Raw genomic sequence first — 16357 nt, 5'->3', positions numbered from 1 at the left:
TGCCGGGGCACTTGTACCGCCCAAAGGAGCAACTGATCGTGAAGAGCCGCATACTCGCCACCGCCGTGGCCGGAACCGCGCTTCTCCTGCCGCTGGCCGTCGCCGGAACCGCGCAGGCGGCACCGGCCGTCACCAAGGCGTCCGTGGAGTGGGGTGGAGTCTTCACCCACCCGAAGCACGCCGCCACCCTCAGGGCCGAGCGCAGCTCCGCGTCCGCCTCGGTCGGCACCATTGCCAAGAACAGTGAGCGGAAGTGCGCGAGGTCCGACTGCCAGCTCAAGACGGGCAGCTCGTACACCTGTTGGAGCGGCGGCCCGCAGGGCAAGACGTGGGTGGCGGTCCTCAACGCGCAGAACCGGCTCGGGTGGGTTGCCGCGCGGTGCGTCACGATCCAGCGCATCGAGTAGCACCGAGTAGCACCGAGTAGCACCGACCGACAACGGCCTGCCGGGCCCCTCCAGGCCGCCCTTCCACCTCGTGAGGAGTGGGCGGCGTCGCCGCGCTCGGGGGCGTCCGGGGGCGTCAGCCCTTGACGTGGCCGGCCTTCAACCAGACCTGGTCGAGGTTGAAGTCGCACTGATCACCCTGCTCACAGGAGACCTTCACGGTGTTCTGGCCCTGCTTGAGCTGGACCCAGCTGAAGGTACGGGTCCAGCCCTTCTCCCAGTCACCCTCCGCCGCCTTGGCGAAGTTCCCCATGTTGATCTTGCGGGTGTCGGTGTCGTTGATCGTCATCGTGGACTTGGCGTCCTTGCCGGGGACGCCGTAGCCCACGAACACCGTGTAGTCACCGGACTTGGGAACGTCCAGGGTCCAAGTGGCGGACGCGCCAGGGGTGTTCATGCCGGCGACGTAGGTCCCGCCGGACGAGCGCGCGCCCGGGACGTCCTTCGCGGTGCTGGCGCCGCCGTCGAGACGCAGGGTGCCCGCGTCGTCCTTGGGCAGCTCACCGGGCTCGGGCTTGCCGGTGGGCTCGTTGGGCTTGACGGTGTCGCCGGCCGTGGGGCCCGGCTTGCCCGCGTCGTCGGTCTTCTTGTCGCCGCTGTTGGTCAGCATCGCGACGCCGATGCCTATGCAGACCACCGCGACCACCGCGACGGCGCCGATCAGCAGGCCGTTGCGGCGGCGCGGCTCCGCGCCGCCGTGGTGGCCGGCGGCGGGGACGGCGCGGGTGCGGTCGCCGCCCGGCAGGGTCTCGGGCGCGGCGTAGGTGGCGTTCGGCTGCCCGTAGGTGATCTGCTGCGGGGCCTGCTGGCCGTACTGGCGCTGGCCGACGGCGCGTACCTGGTTGTAGGAGGTCCGCGGGACTCCCGGCTGGCGGGCGGGTGCGCCGTCGCCCGCCGAGCCCGCTGCGCTGTCCTGGCCGCCTTCCGAGCGGTAGAGGTAGGCGAACGGGTCGTCGTTCTCCGGCGTGTCCGCGCCGTTGTTGCCGGCCGTCATTCCGTGTCACTCCCAAGCGATGTGTGCGCGTCGTGTATGCGTCGGTACGTGTGCGCAGTCGGCTGCGCGGCACCGTCTTCCCGGACCCCCGGCGCCCCCGCGCCGCATCGGCGCAGCCTACCCCCTCGCGGCCGGGCCACACCGGCCCCGGAGTGCCACAAGATCGCTACGAATCGGTGAACCGCTGGTGCGGAGGGCGGCGGGGTGCGGGTGTGAGATGCGCGGCAGTCGGCGGCCGGGGCGCGGGCGGTGCCGGGGCCTGTCCGGTGGGGGCATGGCCGGGCCGTGGCCTTCGGGTCCTGGCCCCTCGGGCAGGCTCTAGCCGGCCGCGCGCCGGCCCGCCTTGGAGCGGGAGCGCTTTTCGACGTACATCCGCTGGTCCGCGGACTCCAGCACTTCTTCGGCGGTCATTCCGCAGCTGGCCCAGCCGATGCCGAAGCTGGCGCCGACCCGGACGGCGCGGCCCTCCACCCGGATCGGCGGGATGATCGCGTTGCGCAGGCGGACCGCGAGGTCCTGGGCGTCGGCGGTGCCCAGGCCGTCGGCGAGCACCACGAACTCGTCGCCGCCGAGCCGGGCGACGGTGTCGCCGTCGCGTACTCCGCTGGTCAGCCGGCGGGCGACCTCGATGAGCACCGCGTCGCCGGTGTTGTGGCCGAAGCGGTCGTTGATCGATTTGAAGCCGTCGAGGTCGCAGAAGAGGACGGCGAGTCCCTTGGAGCCGTCGTCGGCCGGGCCGTCCGCGGGGGCGATGAGGTGGACGTGGTGGTCGAACGGGACGGGGGCCTTGCCCTCGAAGCCGTCGATGCCGTCGAACGGCTCCTTGCCGTCGGCGTGGAAGCCGTGCGGGTCGCTGGGGTGCAGGCCGCCCGCGGAGGCGTAGGCGTCGGCCATCGAGCCCGGCCGGCGGGAGCAGAGCCGGGCGCCGAGGCGGGCGCGCAGTTCGGCGCTGTTGGGCAGCCCGGTCAGGGAGTCGTGGCTGGCGCGGTGCGCGAGCTGCAGCTCGTGCCGTTTGCGTTCCTCGATGTCCTCGACGTGGGTGAGCAGGTACCGGGGGCCGTCGGCGGTGTCGGCGACGACGGAGTTGCGCAGCGAGACCCAGACGTAGGTGCCGTCGCGGCGGGCGAGGCGCAGTTCGGCGCGGCCGCCTTCGGCGGAGGTGCGCAGCAGGGTGCCGATGTCCTCGGGGTGGACCAGGTCGGAGAAGGAGTAGCGGCGCAGTCCGGAGGCGGTGCGGCCCAGCAGCCGGCACAGGGCGTCGTTGGTGCGCAGCAGCCGTCCGTGCTGGTCGCCGCCCATTTCGGCCACGGCCATGCCGCTGGGCGCGTACTCGAAGGCCTGCCGGAAGCTTTCCTCGCTGGCGCGCAGTGCCTGCTGCTCGCGCTCCAGCCGGACCAGGGCGCGCTGCATGTTGGCGCGGAGCCGGGCGTTGCTGATCGCGATGGCGGCCTGGAAGGCGAACATCTGGAGGGCTTCCTGGCCCCAGGGGCCGGGCCGGCGGCCGTTGCGCGGCCGGTCGACGGAGATCACTCCGAGCAGTTCGCCGCCGGCGGTGCCGGCGCTGTACATGGGCGCGAAGAGGCGGTCCATGGGGTGCCACTCGTCGGGGAACCGGGGTGCAGGGCCGGCCGTGTGCCACTGCGGGACGTCGTCGTCGTCGAGCACCCAGCCTTCGGTGTACGGGATGAAGCGCAGGTCGCCCCAGCGCTCCCCCATGGACAGCCGGCGGTCCCAGGAGGCCCGGGAGCCGACCCGGCCCGCCATCAGGGCCTCGGCGCCCGCGCTGCCGGCCACCGCGGCGACGACGAGGTCTCCGTCGGGGCGGACGAGGTTGACGGCGGCCAGCTCATAGCCGAGGCCGTTGAGCGCGCCGTCGGCGACGGTCTGCAGGGTGTCCGCGAGGCTGCGTGCGGTGTTCAGCTCGGCGACCACTTGGTGCAGCTGCCGCAGGGTCGCAAGGCGGACGTATGGCTCCGACTCGGTCTCCATCGCTCGCTCTCCCTGAGACCTCGACAGCAAACTCCACGATTCTTCGTCGTCCGATTCCTCGCTCACTGAATCACAGTGAGCTGTTCACTCGGTACACAGGGTCAACAATTAGCGCCTGCTGTGACTCAAGTCACAGACCGTGAGCGAGCGTTGGTGATCTACCGCGCAGCCATTATTCGAGCCCACGTTCACTATTTCTACACTTTCTGAACGCAAATTCTGAGGTTCCCGGCTCCCGGGCGCCCGCCACGCCCGGCGACTCGGCCGCCGGACCTAGGTCGCGCCTGGTCCCCGGGTCCGATGCGGGCCGGCACGCGGGGAAGTTAGCGTTCATGGCGTGTTCACGAAAACCCCCGCCGACGTGGCGGCCGCCGGGCCCGCCGCCCCAGCCACACCCGTCGTCGCCCCGGCATCCGTGCCGGGCGGCGCACCGATCCCGCATTCTGGTGGGGTGAGTGACGACGAGTTCCGCGCCGCCCTGTCCCGCCTCGCCGCCGGCGTGGTGCTGATCACCGCCCACGACCCGGACGACGGGCCGCGCGGCGAGGACGTCGGCATGACCGCCACGGCGTTCCTGTCCGTGTCCCTCGATCCGCCGCTGGTGATGGTGAGCGTTCGCAACGACTCGCGGATGGACGACCTGCTGGCGCTGCAGCCGCTGTGGGCCGTGTCGGTGCTGTCGGGCCATCAGCGGCAGGTTGCCGGACGATTCGCAATGAAAGGCCGCATCAGCGACCGACTGCTCTTCGAGGACATTGCGCATGTACGGGGCGAAGCGTCCGGCGCGCCGCTCATCTCGGGCGCGCTGGCGACGCTGGAGTGCCGTACCGAGCAGCGGATCGTGGCCGGCGACCACACGCTCGTCATCGGGCGCGTCCTGGCCACGTCGATCCCCAATGAGGACGACGGCCCCCTGACGTACTTCCGCGGGAGGTACCGGCAGTTGGGGTGAGCGCGGGTGGGGTGGGTGCGGGCGGGGTGGGTGCGGGCGGGGTGGGCCCTGCCGGGTGAGCGGGGGCCGGGGCGGGCGCCGTCAGGGTGGGCGAGCGGTCGGCCGGTCCGGGCGAGCGGCCTACCGGTCCGGGCGGGGCGGGGTGCGGCGTGCCGTACCGGGGCTCAGCTCCAGTCGCGGCCCGAGCGGCCGCGCTTGGTCTCGCCGCGCTGCTTCTTCTCGCGCAGCCGCCGCTCGTTGATGCCCCGTGGGATCCGCGACTTGCGGCGCGGCTTGGGCGGCGGCGCGGTGGCCTCGGCCAGCAGCGCGGCGAGCCGGACGGCCGCGGTCTCGCGGTTGCGCCACTGGGAGCGGTGCTCGGAGGCGCGTACGCACAGCACGCCGTCGGCCAGCCGTCCGGCCAGCCGCTCCAGGGCGCGTTCCTTCCACACCGGCGGCAGCGCCTGGGTCTTCACGAGGTCGAAGCGCAGCTCGACCTGGCTGTCGCTGGTGTTGACGTGCTGGCCGCCGGGACCCGAGGACCGCGAGAATCGCCATACGAGCTCGGCCTCTGGAAGGACGACCGAACCGCGGATGACATGGGGCCCGGACATGCGTCCTATGATCCCCCGGGCCGGGGACCCTCGTCACCCTCTTTACGGGGCGCCCGCGGAGGCGTCCGCATCAGGATTCGGCAAAGAGAGTAAAGACAGCTGGAACCCCGTGGTCCCCTCACGACGTTGTGGTGAGTGACGGTAGCTTCGTGCGCAGCACGGAAACCGACGATTCGACGCGTTGACAAGGAAAGGGACATCCCCATGGCTGTAAGCCTGTCCAAGGGCGGCAACGTCTCCCTCACCAAGGAGGCACCGGGCCTGACCGCCGTCACGGTCGGCCTCGGCTGGGACGTCCGCACCACCACCGGCACCGACTTCGACCTCGACGCGAGCGCGATCGCGGTCAACCCGAGCGGCAAGGTCTACTCGGACCAGCACTTCGTCTTCTTCAACAACAAGGCCACGCCGGACCAGTCCATCGTGCACACGGGCGACAACGTCACCGGCCAGGGCGAGGGCGACGACGAGCAGATCAACGTCAACCTGGCGGGTCTGCCGGCCGACATCGACAAGATCGTCTTCCCGGTCTCGATCTACGACGCCGAGAACCGCAGCCAGAACTTCGGCCAGGTGCGGAACGCCTTCATCCGCATCATCAACCAGGCCGGCGGCGCCGAGATCGCCCGCTACGACCTCAGCGAGGACGCGGCCACCGAGACCGCGATGGTCTTCGGCGAGCTGTACCGCAACGGCGCCGAGTGGAAGTTCCGCGCCGTGGGCCAGGGCTACGCGTCGGGCCTCGTCGGCATCGCGCAGGACTTCGGCGTGAACGTCTGAGGTATGCGGGTGTTCCAGCCTTAGGCGTCTCGCGAGGTACCTCGTGTTTCTCGCGTATCTCGCATACCTCGGGTATCTCGGGTATCTCGCGTAGTTCAGGTGCCTGAGGCGCGGCAGTGCAGCAGGGCCGGTCCCCTTGGGGGCCGGCCCTTTGTGCTGCGCAGGGGGCGGGGGGACTCGACGGTGGCCGTACGGCAGGGGTCGCACGGCGGTTGTCGTATGGGCAGGGCCGCACGGCGGTGACCGTATGGGCAGCGGTCACGCTGCGGCGATCAATCGGGGAAGGGGCCCGCTCCCGCTCCCCGCTCCCGCTCCCGTCAGGCGACCGCTTCCGTGGGTGCCGCCTCGGGGGGTGTGGCCAGCGTCGCCACCTCGTCCAGCGACAGCCCGAGGGTGCCCGCCAGTGCGGCGACCGTGAAGAACGCCGGTGTCGGCGCCCGGCCGGTCTCGATCTTCCGCAGCGTCTCGGCGGACAGCCCCGCCGCCGCCGCGATCTCGACCATGCTGCGCTCGCCGCGCGCCGTACGCAGCAGCGCGCCGAGCCGCTCGCCGCGTTCACGTTCCCAGGGGGTCAAAGGAGTCCGCACCATGCCCGTGATACTAATACCGGTAAACAAATACCGGTAAAGAAATACCGGCTCGGGTCGGATGCCCACGGCCGGGCCGGCGCCGGGGAGGGCGTACTCATGGTGGAGATCAAGACGGACGCGGCACTGGACGCGATGCGGGTGACCGGCCGGGTCGTCGCCGATGCGCTGGCCGCGGCGCGCGCGGCGGCCGCCCCCGGGGTGCGGCTGCGGGAGCTGGACGAGGTCGCCCGTACGGTCCTGCGCGAGGCCGGCGCCACCTCGCCGTTCCTCGGCTACCGACCGTCCTTCGCCCCCACTCCGTTCCCCGCCGTCATCTGCGCCTCCGTCAACGACGCGATCGTGCACGGCATCCCGGATGCGTCGCGGCTGCGCGACGGCGACCTGGTGAGCATCGACTGCGGCGCCATCGTGGACGGCTGGGCCGGCGACGCGGCCATCAGCTTCACCGTCGGCGCAGCGCGCCCGGAGGACCGGCGGTTGATGGACGTCACCGAACGGGCGCTGGCGGCGGGCATCGAGGCGGCGGTGGTCGGCGCCCGGATCGGCGATATCTCCCATGCGATCGGCAGCGTCGGGCGCGCCGCCGGCTACGGCATCCCCGAGGACTTCGGCGGGCACGGCATCGGCCGCCGGATGCACGAGGACCCGCCGGTGCCCAACGACGGCCGCCCGGGACGGGGTCTCGTACTGCGCCACGGCCTGGTCATCGCCATCGAGCCGATGTTCCTCTCCGGCGGCACGGGCGCCTACCGCGCGGACGGCGACGGCTGGACGCTGCGCACGCTGGACGGCAGCCGCGCCGCCCACTTCGAGCACACGGTGGCGGTGACGGAGGAGGGGCCGCGGGTGCTGACGATGCCGTAGGGGCGCTGCGGGGCACATCGCGGCGGCTCAGGGGGGCCGGGGTCCGGAGCCTGGGGGCCCGGGAGCCCGGGGGTTCGGAGGCCCGGGGGTTCGGGAGCCCGAGGGTTCGGGAGCCCGGCGTCCGGAGCTCCGGGGCCCGGGGGTTCGGGGACCCGGGGCCTGGGGGGCCGGGGTTCGGTGTCCGAGGCTCCGGGGCCCGGGGACCCCACCCGTTACCCGTTGGGAATACCGCCCCGCCCCGGCCCGTTGTGGCCCCGCAGGGGGCCCTCGCGCCCCCTACGGGAAGCGTTCGACCCCGCCCTACGGGACACCCCTACGGCACGCCCCTACGGGACGCCCCGTCGGAACCCCCCAGCGGAACGCCCCGGCGGAACGAGCAAGCCGCCGCGGCGACTCCCGCTACCCGCCCAGTGCCTGCGCGCCCACCTGTGCGTACTGCTCGTCGAGGGCGCCGCTCGGGGCGCCCGCGACGCCGATGCCCGCGATCGGGGCCCCCTCGGCCTGGACGGGAGCGCCGCCGCCGAGGAAGAGCGTGCCGGGGATGTCCTTGAGCGTGGGCGCCTGCTCGAGACGCTTGACCAGCTCCGAGGTCGGGGCGTTCCAAGAGACCGCGGTGTACGCCTTGCGCGCGGCCGACTCGTACGACTGCGGCCCGGCGCCGTCGCCCCGCAGCTGGACGAGCGTGCTGCCGTTGCGGTCCACGACGGCGACCGAGACCGCGTGGCCCCCCTTCTTCGCGGCGTCCACGGCGGCCCGGGCGGCCCGGGTCGCGGCGCCGAGGGTGCGGTGGGTGGTGGTGCGGGTGTGGCTCTTGTCCGCGGTGGTGGCAGCGGACGGGGCGGCGGCCGGTGCGGGGGCGGCGGTCGCGGAGACGGCTCCGAGGGTGCCCGCGCCGAGCAGGGCGGCAGCGGCGGCACCGGCGACGATACGGGCGCGCGGGGAGAGCTTCTTGATGACCGGGGTCTTCTCGGCCGGGTTCTGAGTCATGTCCCCATCGTCGAAGGCGCACGGGGCCGCGCGGGTCGGCGTTCCGGCCCGGATCGCCGTGCATGATGGGGGATACGGGTATCGGCCGATCGGTTGATGCGGACCGCTCTCCGCCCGGGTTACGACTACGAGGTCATCCGCTACAAGGCCAGCGACCACGAGGCCGACGAACGCGCGGTCAGCGGCCAAGAGGTCAGCGAACGTGCGGTCAGCGACCAAAAGGCCGGCGACGCCTCCGGGCTCGCCACGGCTGTGCCCGGCCGCCTCATGCGGGCCCCGGCCGGTCGTACGAGCCCGGGCGTAGGTTCACGGGCCGCGGCGTACGGTCGCAGCCCGGCCTCACCGGAGAGCCCGACGAGGAGATCCACGTGCACAGCACCCCGCAGCCCCCGGCAGCGGACCCGCCGCGAGACGCCCATCCGGATGCCCGCTGGCTGGGCCCGGTCATGCATCTCGCGTTCTTCCTGCTGCTCGGCGCCTCGCTCGCCCGTTTCCTGCTCCGGCACCCCGGCGAGCCCCGCACCCCGTGGATCATCGCCCTCAGCCTCGCCCTCGCCCTGCTGTACGTCCTCGGCCCGGCGCTCGGCTCCCGTACGCACGACGAGCGGCGGCCCACCGCCCGCCGGCTGCTGTGGCTGGGCGCGGTGGTGACGGCCTGGGTCGTCCTCGTGCTTCTCGCGCCGAGCTTCGCCTGGTGTGCGGTGCCGCTGTTCTACACGGGTCTGCGGACGCTGCCGGCCGGTGCGGCATCGCTGCTGGTGGGCCTGCTCACCGCGTTCGTCGTGGTCGCCCAACTGCGGCTGTCCACCGGCTTCGACCCGAATCTGCTGCTGGCCCCGCCGGCCATCGCGGCGCTCGCCACCGCCGTGTTCGTCCATATGGAGCGGCAGGCCGAACGCCAGCGGGCGCTGATCGGCGATCTGCTGCGCACCCGCCGCGAACTGGCCGCCACGGAGCGGCGCGAGGGCACCCTCGCCGAGCGGCAGCGGCTCTCGATGGAGATCCACGACACCCTCGCGCAGGGGCTGTCCAGCCAGCAGATGCTGCTGCAGGCCGCCGAGCGCACCTGGGACCGTGACCCGGCCACCGCCCGCGGCCATGTCCGTACGGCCACCGAGATCACCGCCCGCAACCTCGCCGAGGCCCGCCGCTTCGTCCATGACCTCGCCCCCGCCGACCTGGCCGACGGCGCCTCGCTCCCGGAGGCGCTGCGCGAACTCGCGGCGCGTACGGGAGGGTCGGGCCCGGCGAGCGACGAGCCGGCCACCCGTGGCCCGGCCGTACGGTTCCACCAGGACGGCACGGCCGTTCCGCTCCCCGACCGGGTGCAGTCCGCGCTGCTGCGCATCGCCCAGGGCGCCCTGGCGAACGCCCGTGAGCACGCCGCCGCGACCACGGTCACCCTGACCCTGAGCTACCTCGGCGACCAGATCGTCCTCGACATCGCGGACGACGGCCGCGGCTTCACCCCGCCTCCGGCCCCGTACACCCCGGTCTCGGCCCCCGCCTCCGGGCGGGTACGCGGACACGGCCTGCCCGCCATGCACGCCCGGATGCGGCAGCTCGGCGGCACCCTCACCATTGAATCGGCACCGGGCGAGGGCACCGTCCTGTCCGCCGCCGTCCCCCTGGAGAACGCCCCATGACCCCATCCTCCGGCGCCCCCGCGCACACCCCCGTACGCGTCCTGCTCTGCGACGACCACGCCGTCGTGCGCGCCGGGCTGCTCGCCCTGCTCAGCAGCGCTCCCGGCATCGAGGTCATCGGCGAGGCCGGCGACGGTGAGGAGGCCGTGGCGATGGCCGCCAAGCTGTGCCCCGATGTGGTCCTGATGGATCTCCAGCTCGGCTCCGGCATCGACGGCATCGAAGCCACCCGCCGCATCGCCCGCCCCGGGGCCGCGTCCGGCGCCGCGTCCGCCGCCGCCCCGGCCTCACCGCCTGCCGCCGCCGGCACCCCCCATGTCCTCGTGCTGACGACCTACGACACCGACGCCGACATCAACCGCGCCATCGAGGCCGGTGCCACCGGCTACCTGCTCAAGGCCGAGCGGCCCGAGGAGCTGTTCTCCGCGATCCGTGCCGCCGCCGCGGGCCGCGGCACGCTCTCCGCGCCGGTCGCCCACCGTGTCCTGGCCCAGATGCGCAGCCCCCGCCCCACCCTCACCGACCGGGAGCTCGACATCCTCGGCCAGCTCGCGCGCGGGCTGAGCAACCGTGAGATCGCCCGCGCCCTGTTCATCAGCGAGGCCACGGTCAAGACGCACCTGGGCCGCATCTACGACAAGCTCGGTGTGGACACCCGCGCCGGCGCCGTCTCCGTCGCCAAGGAGCAGCGGCTGCTGCCCTGACGGCGACGACGGCTGATGGCTGACGGCCGATGGCTGACGGCTGACGGCTGACGGCTCCGGCAGCGGGTCACGCGCACCCTCAGAACGCCCCGGGGTCGTCCGCGCCCTCAGAGCGCCCCGAGGTCGACGGCCTCGGCCATCGCGCGGTATCCGGCGTCGTTCGGGTGCAGATGGTCGCCGACGTCGTACGCGGCCGCCATCCGGTCCCGGTCAGCGGGGTCGGACAGCGCACGGTCCAGGTCGATCACCCCGTCGAACTCGCCGGAGGTGCGTATCCAATCGTTGAGTGCGTCGCGCTTGGTCTCGCCGCGCTCGGTGTAGTAGGCGGCGCCCTTGAACGGTGTCAGCGTCGCCCCGATCACCTTGATGCCCTTGGCGTGCGCCTGGCGTATCAACTCGCGCTGGGCGGCGATGAGTTGTTCGACGCTCACGTCCGGGGACGGCTCGACCGGGCCGTCCTTCCACTCGCTCATTCCGATGTCGTTGATGCCTTCCAGCAGGATGACCGTGCCCACGCCCGGCTCGTTGAGGACGTCCTTGCGGAAGCGGGCCACGGCCTTCTCACCGGCGAAGTCCGTGTCGTGGGTGAGCTGGTTGCCGCCGATGCCCTGGTTGACGACGCTGCGCGGGCGGCCGGTGGCGGCGAACCGCTCGGCCAGCTCGTCGGGGTAGCGGTTGTCGGCGTCGGGTGTGGCGCCGAAGCCGTCGGTGATGGAGTCGCCGAAGGCCACCACGCCGTCGCGGTGCGCGGACCGGCCGCCGGCGACCTCGACGCCCGAGAGGAAGTACCAGGACTGCGAAGTCTCGGTGAAGGCCGCCGCGCCGGCGTCGGAGCGGTGGTCGCCGGAGGCGCGGTAGCTCGTGGCTCCGGCCAGCGCGTGGAAGGTGGCCGGGCCGGTCGGGGCGTCCAGGTAGAGCGTGACGGTCAGCGACTCCAGGGCGTGGACCTTGAGTGCGGCACCGTCGCTGAGCAGCTCGCCGCCGGCCGGTACGGTCGCCGACCGCCGGCCGTCGAAGGTCAGCGTCCGTACGGATCCGGGCTGCACCGAGGCGCCCTGGCCGGCGCGGGCGATGGTCGCACCGGCCACCTTCAGCGGCGTGCGGCCGTAGCGGTTGGACAACTCGATACGGGCCTGTGTGCCGCCGGTGCTGACCCGGACGATCTGGCGGACGGTCTGGCGGGCGAAGCCGGTCTCGGACCAGTTCGGGCTGAAGACGCTGGTCGGCGACTGCGGCGAGGCCGCCCAGCCGCCGCGCCACCGGTCGCTGCCGTGCCGGTCTTCGCGCTGGCCTTCGTGCCGATCTTCGCGGTGGCGTTCGTGCCGTTCCTCGCGCTGGCCTTCGTGCCGGTCCTTGCGTGCGTCACCCTGGCCGCCGCTGCCGTGCCGGGCTTTGTGCCCGTCGTCCTGGCCACCGCTGCCGTGGCCGCCGCTCTGCCCACCGGCGTGCCCGTCGCCGTGGCCGCTGCCCGCGTCGGCCGCGTACGCCGCCGCGCCCTGCGGGCCGGACCCGCCCGGCAGGGCCGGCAGCACCGGCAGGGCCGCCAGCGCGGCCGCCGAGAGCAGCGCGGCACCCGTACGTCTCACCATGGAACCAGACATGATCTTTCTCCCCACCCTCTGGTCTGTGTGTTCCCCCAAGGCCGCCTGCGGCCCCGGGTCGGGTCGGTGCGGGCGATGATCCGCCGCACCGGCGTGACACCATCAAGGCGTGATCGACCTCGGCTATTCCCTCTCCCGCCGCTTTCCGGATCCGCCGCAGACGGACTACCGGACCGCGGACGTGCGCTCGCTGCGCCACGACCTTTTCTGCGGTGACGTCTACATCGCCGACACGGAGACGGACCGCGAGCTGTCCACGGCCTGGGGCTGGGTGCCGGTCCTCGACTTCGCCTGGGCGCTGTGCGACATCGTCGAGCAGCTCGACACCGACCCCCGGGGCAGCCGCTCCGCGCGCCCGGTCCACGCCGAGCTGGATTTCACCGAATCGGCCGACCGGATGCTCTTCGAGCGCCGCTTCGGGTGGGTGGACATCGACGCCGACTGGATGCCGGCCGACGAGGCCCCGCTCACCTTCAACCACTCCGCGCTGCGCCGCGAGGCCCGCGACTTTCTGCACGACCTGATCGCCGACCTCACCGACATGCACGACGGCCTCGGCGACAACCCTGCCGTCTGGGACCTCCAGGCCCGCTTTCCCCGCGTCTGACCCGGCGCCGCAGCGCCCGGAACGGCCGGAATAGCCTGAGTGGCCGGCGAGGCCCCGCCACGTGGGCCCGCCTCGTGGCCCCGCCACGTGAGCCCGCCGTGTGGCTCCGCCGTGTGGGTCCGCGCTCACTCCACCCGTACGCCTATCTGTGCCGCGAACGCCGGTGCCAGATCCATCAGTTGGGACGTGCTGATCACGGCGCCCGACAGCCGGTCGATCCCCCGCGCGATGTCGACCGCGGCCGCGCCGCGCAGGTCGACGTCCTTCATCGTCGCCTGGGAGAAGTCCACCCGCGCCAGGGTGCAGTCGTCGAACGTGACCCGTTCCAGCTCCGCCCCCGCGAAGTCGGCTTCGATCAGTACGCACCCCTCGAAAGCGACGTCTCGCAGCGTCGCCCGCCGCAGATTCGGGAAGTCGATCTTCCCGCCGCGCACCACGACCCGTTCCAGCACCGCGCCGTGCAGCTGCGTCCCGCCGAGCCGCGCGTCCGACACCTCCACATCGCGCAGTGACGCCCCGGACAGATCCGTCCCGACGCCGCGCACCCCGCTCAGCACACTGTCGATGAACCGCGCCCGGCCGAGCACTGTCTCGTCGAGCCCGCAGCGCCGTACGGCGCAGTCCATGAACCGCGCGCCCCGCGCCGACTGCCGCGCCCAGTCGGCCTCCGCGAACTCCAGCCCGTCGTAGTCCCCTTCGGTCTCCAGCTCCCTGCCGTCCCACGCCGCCAGCTCCGGCAACCGCACCTCCGGCCGCCGCACCGCCCGCACCGTCTCCTTGCCGCGCCCCGCCACGCGATCACCTCTTCCGTCCTCGCGCGGCCCGCGTCCCATACGCGTTGCCTTCGCGTCCCGTACACGTCCCGCGCTCATTCCGTACTCGTTCCGTACTCGTTCCGCGCCTGCCCACCCATCGTGGACCACCCCACTGACAATCACCCCTGACCTGCGGCAACGCGGGTGGCGAGGCACGTAAGGCGGATGGCGGAACGCGCGGAGCCGCCGACGGAACGCGCGGAACGCGCACAGCGGCCGACGGAGCGCGTGCGGGCCCGGGCGGCCGGAGCCGCCCCACAGCGGGGAGCCTCCTCACCGCGGGGAGCCACCTCACCGCAGGGAGTTGACCTCAACCAAACTTCAGGTAACAGGGTGAGTCTGCACGCCCCACACTCACTCCAACTCCCCAGGAGACAGCGCCATGCACGCGATCCGGCTGCACAGTTTCGGCCCCGCCGAGAACCTCGTCCACGAGACCGTCGAGGACCCCGTACCGGGCCCCGGCGAGGTCCGCATCGCGGTGGCCGCGGCCGGCGTCCACCTGCTGGACACCGCCCTGCGCGAGGGCCAGAAGGGCGGGCCGATGCCGCTCCCCCAGCTCCCGACCGTGCCCGGCCGGGAGGTCGCCGGCACGGTCGACGCGCTCGGCGAGGGCACCGACCCCGTTTGGCTCGGCCGACGCGTCGTCGCCCACCTGGGCATGGCGCCCGGCGGCTACGCCGAACTGGCCGTCGTCGCCGCCGACCGGCTGCACCCGATCCCCGAGAACCTGACCCCCGCCCAGGCCGTCGCCATGATCGGCACCGGCCGCACCACCATGGGCATCCTGCTCTTCGCCGACCTCACCGCCGACGACGTCGTCCTCGTCCCCGCGGCCGCCGGCGGCATCGGCTCCCTGCTCGTCCAGTACGCCAGGAACACCGGCGCGACGGTCATCGGGCTGGCCGGCGGCGCCGCCAAGGTGGCGCGGGTCCGCGAACTGGGCGCCGACCTCGCCGTCGACTACACGGACGACGACTGGCCGTCGCTGGTCCGCGCCTTCCTCGACGGCCGTGGCGCACCCGGCGCCACGCTCGTCTTCGACTCGGTCGGCGGCGCACCCGGACGCGCGGCCGTCGACCTCCTCGCCAAGGGGGGCCGCCATCTGGTCTTCGGCTGGTCCTCGGGCGGCCCCCTCACCGGCGGCCCGCTGGAGTTCACCGACGCCGAGCTGGCGGCCCGTCAGATCACCTCCGAGCCGGTGCTCGGCCCGCCCATGCTGGCCAAGGCCGGCGGCGACAATCCGATCCGCACCCTGGAGACCGCCGCACTCGCGGAGGCCGCGGCCGGCCGCCTGATACCGGGCGTCCAGTCCTTCCCGCTGTCCGAGGCCGCGGCCGCCCACCGTGCCCTGGAGACCCGCGGCACGATGGGAAAGGTGGTCCTGGTGCCGTAGTCCGGCGCGCGGCACGGGCGGGCGGGCGGGCCAGGCACCCCGGGGGCCGGGCCCTTGACCTGCCGCCCCGAGCCTGAGCCCTTGACCACCCCCAGGGCCCGGGCTCTTGACCCGCGCGCACTGGGGCCGGGCCCTTAACCACCCTCTCCCCCGGGGGCCGAGCCCTCGCCCCACCCACCCCGGGGGCCGGGGCCCCATCCCGCCCGCCCCAGAGCGGTCCCCACCCAGAGCGAAGGCCCATGCACCCTCTACCGGGCTCTACCGGGCCGGCCCCTACCGCACCACCGCCATCTCCCGCGCCGTCTCGTTCAGCCGCCGCCCGCCCGAGTCCGTACACGTCACGATGTCCTCGATCCGCACCCCGAACCGCCCCGGCAGATAGATCCCCGGCTCGATCGAGAAGCACATCCCGGGTACCAGCGGCAGATGCTCGCCCTCCACCAGGTACGGCGGCTCATGCGTGGTCACCCCGATGCCGTGCCCGGTCCGGTGGATGAAGTACTCGCCGTAGCCCGCCGCCTTGATCACCCTCCGGGCCACCCGGTCGACGTCCTGGCACGCGACGCCCGGCCGCACCGCCTCGAAGGCCGCCTGCTGCGCCTCCCGCACGATGTCGTGCACCTTGCGCTCCTCGGCGCCCGGCTCGCCGACGTGCACGGTCCGCGTCGTGTCCGAGCCGTAGCCGTCCTTCAGCCCGCCGAAGTCGAGCACGACCATGTCGCCGTCCTCGATGACCCGCTCCCCCGCCTCGTGGTGCGGATTGGCGCCGTTGGGGCCCGAGCCGACGACCGTGAAGTCCACCTGGCTGTGCCCGTGCTCGATCAGCAGCCGCGCGAGGTCCGCGGCCACCTCCAGCTCCCGCCGCCCGGCGAAGCGCACCCCCAGGATGTCGTCGTACGTCGCATCCGCGGCGGCCCCGGCCGCGGCCAGCCGCGCCACCTCATGGGCGTCCTTGACGGCGCGCAGCATCGGCAGCACCTCCGTCAGCGCGGCGTACGCGCTCCCCGGGAGCGACCGCTGAAGCCCCAGCAGATGCAGCGCCCAGGTGGCGTCGGACACCCCGTAACGGCCTTCCGGGGCAACCCACTTGGCGATCTCCGCGTACGGATCCGCGCCATCGCTCCACCCGGCCACCTCCAGCGCCCCGGCCCCGGCGGAGCGCTCCGCGTCCGGCCGCTCCAGTACGGGCACCAGCAGCCGCGGGCGCCGCCCCGGCTCGATCACCAGGGCGGTCAGCCGCTCCGTGACGGCGGGCGGGCGGTAGCCGCACAGCCACACCAGATCCGGCCCCGGCGTCACCACCAGCCCGGCCAGCCCGGCCTCGGCGGCGGCCTGCCCCGCGCGCTCCATCCGCCGCTCGTAGTCCTCGTGGGTCATCGAAATCACCATGCCG

General features: G+C 73.2%; 16 protein-coding genes. 8 read left to right on the top strand and 8 right to left on the bottom strand.

Annotation, left to right across the window (positions count from 1 at the left end):
• Positions 1–38: 38 nt before the first annotated feature.
• Complete coding sequence (locus tag ACWD6P_RS07470; RefSeq protein WP_451443077.1) at positions 39–407, top strand: hypothetical protein; 369 nt, start codon at positions 39–41, stop codon at positions 405–407.
• Positions 408–522: 115 nt separating this feature from the next.
• Here ACWD6P_RS07470 and ACWD6P_RS07465 read toward each other — a convergent pair whose 3' ends face one another.
• Entirely contained in the window at positions 523–1440 is a 918-nt protein-coding gene (locus ACWD6P_RS07465) for a carbohydrate-binding protein (protein WP_451443076.1), read from the bottom strand.
• 318 nt (positions 1441–1758) lie between these two features.
• Positions 1759–3429, bottom strand: coding sequence for a diguanylate cyclase CdgB (gene cdgB, locus ACWD6P_RS07460; RefSeq protein WP_451443075.1), 1671 nt, complete (start codon positions 3427–3429; stop codon positions 1759–1761).
• Positions 3430–3766: 337 nt separating this feature from the next.
• Here cdgB and ACWD6P_RS07455 point away from each other — a divergent pair, with 337 nt between their 5' ends.
• Positions 3767–4381 carry a flavin reductase family protein gene (locus tag ACWD6P_RS07455; RefSeq protein WP_451443074.1) on the top strand — a complete coding sequence of 205 codons (615 nt, stop codon included), beginning with the start codon at positions 3767–3769 and terminating at the stop codon, positions 4379–4381.
• A gap of 164 nt (positions 4382–4545) precedes the next feature.
• On the opposite strand, the gene arfB is transcribed toward ACWD6P_RS07455, so the two are convergent.
• Positions 4546–4974, bottom strand: coding sequence for an alternative ribosome rescue aminoacyl-tRNA hydrolase ArfB (gene arfB / locus ACWD6P_RS07450; protein ID WP_451443073.1), 429 nt, complete (start codon positions 4972–4974; stop codon positions 4546–4548).
• 204 nt (positions 4975–5178) lie between these two features.
• Here arfB and ACWD6P_RS07445 point away from each other — a divergent pair, with 204 nt between their 5' ends.
• A complete protein-coding gene (locus ACWD6P_RS07445) occupies positions 5179–5754 on the top strand; it encodes a TerD family protein (protein ID WP_384424968.1) in 576 nt (191 codons plus the stop codon).
• A 317-nt stretch (positions 5755–6071) separates the two neighbouring features.
• On the opposite strand, the gene ACWD6P_RS07440 is transcribed toward ACWD6P_RS07445, so the two are convergent.
• Positions 6072–6344 carry a helix-turn-helix domain-containing protein gene (locus ACWD6P_RS07440; RefSeq protein ID WP_451443072.1) on the bottom strand — a complete coding sequence of 91 codons (273 nt, stop codon included), beginning with the start codon at positions 6342–6344 and terminating at the stop codon, positions 6072–6074.
• Between the two features lie 96 nt (positions 6345–6440).
• Here ACWD6P_RS07440 and map point away from each other — a divergent pair, with 96 nt between their 5' ends.
• On the top strand, positions 6441–7208 hold the full coding sequence (gene map, locus ACWD6P_RS07435) for a type I methionyl aminopeptidase (RefSeq protein ID WP_451443071.1): 768 nt from the start codon (positions 6441–6443) through the stop codon (positions 7206–7208).
• 399 nt (positions 7209–7607) lie between these two features.
• Here map and ACWD6P_RS07430 read toward each other — a convergent pair whose 3' ends face one another.
• Entirely contained in the window at positions 7608–8162 is a 555-nt protein-coding gene (locus tag ACWD6P_RS07430; RefSeq protein WP_451443107.1) for a GlcG/HbpS family heme-binding protein, read from the bottom strand.
• 395 nt (positions 8163–8557) lie between these two features.
• Here ACWD6P_RS07430 and ACWD6P_RS07425 point away from each other — a divergent pair, with 395 nt between their 5' ends.
• On the top strand, positions 8558–9841 hold the full coding sequence (locus ACWD6P_RS07425; protein ID WP_451443106.1) for a sensor histidine kinase: 1284 nt from the start codon (positions 8558–8560) through the stop codon (positions 9839–9841).
• Positions 9838–10545 (top strand): response regulator, encoded by a 708-nt coding sequence (locus ACWD6P_RS07420; RefSeq protein WP_451443070.1) that lies wholly within the window; start codon positions 9838–9840, stop codon positions 10543–10545. The genes ACWD6P_RS07425 and ACWD6P_RS07420 overlap by 4 nt, the downstream gene beginning before the upstream one ends.
• Positions 10546–10652: 107 nt before the next feature.
• Here ACWD6P_RS07420 and ACWD6P_RS07415 read toward each other — a convergent pair whose 3' ends face one another.
• Positions 10653–12146 carry an SGNH/GDSL hydrolase family protein gene (locus tag ACWD6P_RS07415; protein ID WP_451443069.1) on the bottom strand — a complete coding sequence of 498 codons (1494 nt, stop codon included), beginning with the start codon at positions 12144–12146 and terminating at the stop codon, positions 10653–10655.
• A gap of 109 nt (positions 12147–12255) precedes the next feature.
• Here ACWD6P_RS07415 and ACWD6P_RS07410 point away from each other — a divergent pair, with 109 nt between their 5' ends.
• A complete protein-coding gene (locus ACWD6P_RS07410; protein WP_451443068.1) occupies positions 12256–12753 on the top strand; it encodes a hypothetical protein in 498 nt (165 codons plus the stop codon).
• A 125-nt stretch (positions 12754–12878) separates the two neighbouring features.
• Here ACWD6P_RS07410 and ACWD6P_RS07405 read toward each other — a convergent pair whose 3' ends face one another.
• Complete coding sequence (locus ACWD6P_RS07405) at positions 12879–13523, bottom strand: pentapeptide repeat-containing protein (RefSeq protein WP_451443105.1); 645 nt, start codon at positions 13521–13523, stop codon at positions 12879–12881.
• Positions 13524–13950: 427 nt separating this feature from the next.
• On the opposite strand from ACWD6P_RS07405, the gene ACWD6P_RS07400 reads away from it, so the two are divergent.
• The gene (locus ACWD6P_RS07400; protein WP_451443067.1) at positions 13951–14964 is read left to right on the top strand and encodes a zinc-binding dehydrogenase; all 1014 of its coding nucleotides are present in this window, start codon (positions 13951–13953) and stop codon (positions 14962–14964) included.
• Positions 14965–15237: 273 nt separating this feature from the next.
• On the opposite strand, the gene ACWD6P_RS07395 is transcribed toward ACWD6P_RS07400, so the two are convergent.
• Positions 15238–16341 (bottom strand): M24 family metallopeptidase, encoded by a 1104-nt coding sequence (locus ACWD6P_RS07395; protein ID WP_451443104.1) that lies wholly within the window; start codon positions 16339–16341, stop codon positions 15238–15240.
• Positions 16342–16357: the final 16 nt, after the last annotated feature.

Source organism: Streptomyces sp. NPDC002446, from assembly GCF_053595675.1.
The sequence above is the reverse complement of the archived record's forward strand: the minus strand, read 5'-3'. Positions and strand labels throughout refer to the sequence as shown.

What these genes read in the sequence shown, in the direction of transcription:
- ACWD6P_RS07465 (WP_451443076.1), bottom strand. Translation starts at nt 1,440, where the DNA reads ATGACGGCCGGCAACAACGGCGCGGACACGCCGGAGAACGACGACCCG.
- ACWD6P_RS07440 (WP_451443072.1), bottom strand. Translation starts at nt 6,344, where the DNA reads ATGGTGCGGACTCCTTTGACCCCCTGGGAACGTGAACGCGGCGAGCGG.
- map (WP_451443071.1), top strand. Translation starts at nt 6,441, where the DNA reads ATGGTGGAGATCAAGACGGACGCGGCACTGGACGCGATGCGGGTGACC.
- ACWD6P_RS07395 (WP_451443104.1), bottom strand. Translation starts at nt 16,341, where the DNA reads ATGACCCACGAGGACTACGAGCGGCGGATGGAGCGCGCGGGGCAGGCC.
- arfB (WP_451443073.1), bottom strand. Translation starts at nt 4,974, where the DNA reads ATGTCCGGGCCCCATGTCATCCGCGGTTCGGTCGTCCTTCCAGAGGCC.
- ACWD6P_RS07420 (WP_451443070.1), top strand. Translation starts at nt 9,838, where the DNA reads ATGACCCCATCCTCCGGCGCCCCCGCGCACACCCCCGTACGCGTCCTG.
- ACWD6P_RS07400 (WP_451443067.1), top strand. Translation starts at nt 13,951, where the DNA reads ATGCACGCGATCCGGCTGCACAGTTTCGGCCCCGCCGAGAACCTCGTC.
- cdgB (WP_451443075.1), bottom strand. Translation starts at nt 3,429, where the DNA reads ATGGAGACCGAGTCGGAGCCATACGTCCGCCTTGCGACCCTGCGGCAG.
- ACWD6P_RS07415 (WP_451443069.1), bottom strand. Translation starts at nt 12,146, where the DNA reads ATGTCTGGTTCCATGGTGAGACGTACGGGTGCCGCGCTGCTCTCGGCG.
- ACWD6P_RS07445 (WP_384424968.1), top strand. Translation starts at nt 5,179, where the DNA reads ATGGCTGTAAGCCTGTCCAAGGGCGGCAACGTCTCCCTCACCAAGGAG.